The sequence below is a fragment of the Aeromicrobium sp. genome, assembly GCF_036676885.1.
In the GTDB taxonomy this organism is placed as follows: domain Bacteria; phylum Actinomycetota; class Actinomycetes; order Propionibacteriales; family Nocardioidaceae; genus Aeromicrobium.
Map to the genome: position 1 here is coordinate 1 of NZ_JAKFCB010000016.1, position 4,034 is coordinate 4,034.

General features: G+C 68.9%; 5 protein-coding genes. 1 reads left to right on the forward strand and 4 read right to left on the reverse strand.

The window, feature by feature from the left end:
* Window positions 1–1,037: serine--tRNA ligase (gene serS / locus V6M46_RS00800; RefSeq protein WP_332661777.1), on the reverse strand; the 1,037-nt coding region annotated here is incomplete at its 3' end.
* Between the two features lie 73 nt (window positions 1,038–1,110).
* On the opposite strand from serS, the gene V6M46_RS00805 reads away from it, so the two are divergent.
* Window positions 1,111–2,727: a diacylglycerol kinase family protein gene (locus V6M46_RS00805; protein ID WP_332661778.1), complete on the forward strand. Its 1,617-nt coding sequence runs from the start codon at window positions 1,111–1,113 to the stop codon at window positions 2,725–2,727.
* Window position 2,728: 1 nt separating this feature from the next.
* Here V6M46_RS00805 and V6M46_RS00810 read toward each other — a convergent pair whose 3' ends face one another.
* The 3 genes from V6M46_RS00810 to V6M46_RS00820 form a co-directional block, all read right to left on the reverse strand.
* Complete coding sequence (locus V6M46_RS00810) at window positions 2,729–3,307, reverse strand: dihydrofolate reductase family protein (RefSeq protein WP_332661779.1); 579 nt, start codon at window positions 3,305–3,307, stop codon at window positions 2,729–2,731.
* Window positions 3,304–3,780: an SRPBCC domain-containing protein gene (locus V6M46_RS00815; RefSeq protein WP_332661780.1), complete on the reverse strand. Its 477-nt coding sequence runs from the start codon at window positions 3,778–3,780 to the stop codon at window positions 3,304–3,306. Before V6M46_RS00815 ends, V6M46_RS00810 begins: the two co-directional genes overlap by 4 nt.
* 22 nt (window positions 3,781–3,802) lie before the next feature.
* Window positions 3,803–4,034, reverse strand: a 232-nt coding sequence (locus V6M46_RS00820) for an ArsR/SmtB family transcription factor (RefSeq protein ID WP_332661781.1), incomplete at its 5' end; no start/stop codon positions are given.

Here is a 4,034-nt window from a genome sequence, read left to right on the forward strand (position 1 = left end):
TACTTGCCCTGCGTCGGGATCCACGCCTCGCAGTCGAACTTGCGGATCGCCGACGCGCCGAGGTCGCCGGAGGCCACATCGATGACGCGGTAGGGCAGCTCGAGCGCGTCGAGCCACGCCCGCTCCCAGCCGAGGATGCGCTCGTGCTCGGCGTAGGACTCCTCGAGCGTCGTGTAGACGAACATCTCGACCTTGTCGAACCAGTGCACGCGGAAGATGCCCCGCGTGTCCTTGCCGTACGAGCCGGCCTCGCGGCGGTAGCAGGGGCTGAACGCGGCATAGCGGCGCGGCAGCGAGCCGGCGTCGAGGATCTCGTCGGAGTGATAGGCCGCCATCGGCACCTCGGAGGTGCCGACGAGGTAGAGGCCGTCCTTCTCGAGGTGGTAGACGTCGTCAGCTGCCTGGCCCAGGAACCCGGTGCCCTCCATCGCGCGCTCGTTGACCAGCGCCGGCGGGATCATCGGCGTGAAGCCCCACTCCGCGGCCTTGCTCATCGCGAGCTGCGTCAGGGCCAGCTCGAGCTGCGCACCGACGCCGGTGAGGAAGTAGAAGCGCGCGCCGCTGACCTTGGCGCCGCGCTCGGTGTCGATCGCCCCGAGCAGCTGACCGAGCTCGAGGTGGTCACGGGGCTCGAAGCCCTCCGCTGCGAAGTCGCGCGGCGTGCCGACCGTGTCGAGCACGACGAAGTCGTCCTCACCTCCCACCGGGGCGTCGGGCGAGGCGAGGTTGGGCAGCATCTTGATGAGCCGGTCGTAGGTCTCGGCCGCCTCGACCTGCGCGGCCTCGGCGTCCTTGACCTGCTGGCTCAGCTCCTTGGCGCGCACCAGGAGCTCCTGCTTCTCGTCGCCCTGGGCCCGGGGGATCAGCTTGCCGAGGTTCTTCTGCTCGCCGCGCACCGCCTCGTACGCCGAGATCGTCGACCGTCGCTGCTCGTCCGCGTGGATCAGCTCGTCGACGAGCTCGGTGGGCTCGCCTCGACGCCGCTGTGCAGCGCGTACGGCCTCAGGGTCTTCTCGCAGGATTCGGGCGTCAATCACTGCCTCAGCCTATCGTCCGGCTCGCGACCATTTTCATGTCCATTAGGCTAGGTCGACCCCTGAGGAGGAAAGCTTGTCGTTCGACCTGCGCCGTGCCGCGCCTGCACGCCGATCCATCCTCCTGTGGGTCCTCGCCGTCCCGACCGCCCTGTTCGCGATCCTGGCGATCTGCATCGGTACCGGAGTCGACGCGGTCATCGACGTCGACCGGGACGTCGCGCAGGAGGCATACGACTTCTCGTCCCGGCACGGCGGATTCGTGGACTTCCTCGACTTCGTCGCGGTGACGTTCAGCAACCTCGGCGTCGCCATCGCGCTGGCGCTCCTCGCCGCATACGCCCTGTGGCGGCACGAGCGCCGGGTCGCGATCTGGATCACCATCAGCGGCATCGTCGTGCTCGGCGGCAACGCACTGATCAAGCTGGCCTACCAGCGTGATCGCCCCATCTGGGACAAGCCGCTGCACGAGATCGGCGGACATTCGTTCCCCAGCGGCCATGCCGCGGGGTCAGGGATCCTGTTCACCGTCGCGATCCTGCTGACGATCGTGCTGACCGGTCGCGGCTGGAAGCGTCGCGTCATCGTCGCGGTGCTCGTCCTCATGGGCCTGGGTGTCGGCGCCGACCGCATCTTCCTCGGCGTGCACCACCTCAGCGACGTCATCGCCGGCCTGAGCTTCGGCATGGCTGTCGCCCTCGGCCTGTGGATCCTGCTCGTCACCGACGCCACCCGGCTGCCGCACGAGCTCGCTGCCCTGACCGGCACCGGCCGCAAGCGCGCCGCGGTCGTCCTCAACCCCGCCAAGGTCGGCGACGTCGAGGCGTTCAAGGAGCGCGTACGCCTCGTCGCCCTCCGCGATGGCTGGTCCGAGCCGATCTGGTTCGAGACGACGGTCGAGGACCCAGGGCACGGCCAGGCCAGCGCCGCGCTCCGTGCCGATGTCGACCTCATCGTCGCGGCCGGCGGCGACGGCACCGTGCGTGCGGTCTGCGAAGAGGTCGCCCGCACCGGCGTGGCGGTCGGCATCCTCCCGCACGGCACCGGCAACCTGCTGGCCCGCAACCTGTCGATCCCGCTCAACTCCCGCGACGCGCTCGACGTCGTGTTCGGCGGCCAGGACCGGGCGATCGACCTGTCGACCCTCCGGACCGACTCCGGCACCAACACGACGTTCCTCGTCATGGCCGGCCTCGGCATGGACGCCGCGATCATGACCGGCGTCAACGACCAGCTCAAGAGCAAGGTCGGCTGGCTCGCCTACTTCGTCAGTGGCATCAAGGCGGCCCGTTTCCCGGCGATGAGGGTGCAGATCGCGGTCGACGACGGCGAGTTCAAGAAGTTCCGCGCCCGCACCGTCGTGGTCGGCAACGTCGGCTTCCTGCAGGGCGGCATCCCGCTGCTGCCCGACGCGCAGATCGACGACGGCAAGCTCGACGTCGTGGTGCTCGCGCCCAAGCGGTTCATCGGCTGGCTCGCGATCATCGTGCGCGTCATCGGCCGCCAGAAGCGTACGAACGAACGGCTCGACCGGCTCACCGGCCACAAGGTCCACATCAAGGCCGAGAAGATGATGCCGATGCAGCTCGACGGCGACCCCGTGGGGGAGGGCCGGGAGATCACGGCCGAGGTCCAGCCCGGTGTCCTGCTCGTACGCGTGCCGCTGGCCCCGGCGCCTGCCACCGCGATCTGACTCAGCGCAGGGCGTACGTCAGGTGCGTCGCGTTCGGCGTCGCCACGGTGTCGAGCGGCTCGAGGTCAACCCTCGTCCCGGCGGCGAACAACGGCGTCCCGCCACCCAGCACGACCGGCGCGACGTGCAGCGAGAGCACGTCGGCGAGCCCGGCCGCGAGGACCTGGCCGCAGACATCACCACCACCCATGACGACGACGTCCTTGTCGCCGGCCGCGGCGCGAGCCTGCTCGAGCGCCGACTCGAGGCCGTCGGTGACGATCGTGAAGCGGTCGACGAGCCTGATCGACTCGGGCTCGGTGTGCGTCACGACGAAGCACGGCGGCTCCGCGGCGAGGCCCGCTCCGTAGCCGACCTCGTCGTCCCAGACCCGGTCGACGATGTCGAACAGGTTGCGGCCCATGACGACGGCTCCCGTGCGAGTGGTGCTCCTGCCGAGCAGCTCCTGCTCGACGGGGTCGTCGGAGAACGCCCAGAGGTGCAGGACCTCCCCGTCGACGCCGAGCCCGTGCTCGGCGTCGACGCCGGGTGCGGTGACGTACCCGTCCAGCGACATCGAGATGTCGATGACGACACTCACAGCGACTCCAGGATCTCGTCGAGGCGCTCGTAGCCCTCGACGACGCCCGACTCCATGCTGGTCGCCATGCCGTCGCGGTCCTCGGTCGAGGTGAAGACCGAGACGTTGTAGGCACGGGTCCGGCCGTTGCCGAGGTCCTCCAGCTTCAGAGTCTCGAACGAGACGTGGCCGGGCATGCCGAGCCACTCGAACGTACGCATCGACAGCTCGGGAGTCTGCTCGCCGTGGAACACGCCACGGAACGCGTACTCGTTGCCGTCGGGGTCCCGCTGGACCAGCGTCCAGGTGCCGCCGTGACGCGCGTCGTTGGTCGTCTCGACGTTGGTGAGGTATTTCGGACCCATCCAGCGGGCGATGAGCTCGGGATCGGTCATGGCCCGGAAGACCTTGTCGACCGGGGCGTCGAACTCACGCGAGATCGTGATCGCGTGGGTGCCCGGGGTCTCGATGGTCAGGGTGTCGGTGACATTCATGATGCTCTCCTTGGGGTGAGGGTCAGTCGAGTGACTCGAGCAGCTCGTCCAGTCGCGCGTAGCTCTCGGTCCAGTACTCCCGGTAGTCGGCCAGCCATCCGGTGGCTTCCTTCAGGGGCGCGGCCTCGAGATGGCTGAGGCGCATCGTCCCCTGCCGGTTGCGCGAGATCAGTCCGGCCTGCTCGAGCACCTTGAGGTGCTTGGAGATGGCCGGCTGCGACATCGTGAAGAGCGCCGTGAGGTCACCCACGTTG

Coding starts and splice junctions, on each gene's coding strand:
- V6M46_RS00815 (WP_332661780.1), bottom strand. CDS start 3,780: ATGAATGTCACCGACACCCTGACCATCGAGACCCCGGGCACCCACGCG.